We start from the raw sequence: 649 nt of genomic DNA, 5'->3' as shown, positions 1-649 counted from the left end.
CCTTCGCCACCTCCTCCCGCAGCAGTGGCGCGAGGGTGTGTTCGTCCGTGACCTCGGTGACCGGCAGGGGGACGACCGGGGTGCCGATCACCTGCTGGTGGGCTTCTCCGGCCACCTCGGGGAAGACGGTGCGCAGGGACTCGTGGCGCTGGACCAGGTCGGTCAGTGCGGCTCGTAGTGCCTGCTGGTCCACGGCGCCCGACAGACGCAGGGCCACCGGCATGTTGTAGAGCGCGCTCGAGCCCTGGAGCCGGTTCACGAACCACAGCCGCCGCTGCGCGAACGACAGCGGCACCCGGTCCGGCCGGGGACGAGCCACCACGGCGGGCCGCGCGGGTTCACCGGTCCCGTGGGCCCCGACCAGCCCGGCGACCGTCGGGGTCTCGAACAGCGACCGCAGCGGCAGTTCGACGCCGAGTGCGGTGCGCACCCGGCTGACCAGGCGGGTGGCGAGCAGGGAGTGGCCGCCCAGGTCGAAGAAGCTGTCGTCGATACCGACTCGTTCCAGCCCCAGCACCTCGGCGAACAGCCCGCACAGCAGCTCCTCGCGCGGTGTCCGCGGACCACGCCCCGCCGCGTCCCTCTCCATCTCGGGGGCGGGCAGCGCGGTGCGGTCCAGCTTGCCGTTCGGCGTCAGAGGCAACGCCTC

The 649-nt window shown here is 73.0% G+C and carries 1 protein-coding gene; it reads right to left on the bottom strand.

Going from position 1 to position 649, the window contains the following annotated elements:
• Nucleotides 1-649, bottom strand: a 649-nt coding sequence (locus JK363_RS41540) for a phosphopantetheine-binding protein (protein WP_201883506.1), incomplete at both ends; no start/stop codon positions are given.

Source organism: Streptomyces coffeae, assembly GCF_016741875.1.
In the GTDB taxonomy this organism is placed as follows: domain Bacteria; phylum Actinomycetota; class Actinomycetes; order Streptomycetales; family Streptomycetaceae; genus Streptomyces; species Streptomyces coffeae.
The sequence above is the reverse complement of the archived record's forward strand: the minus strand, read 5'-3'. Positions and strand labels throughout refer to the sequence as shown.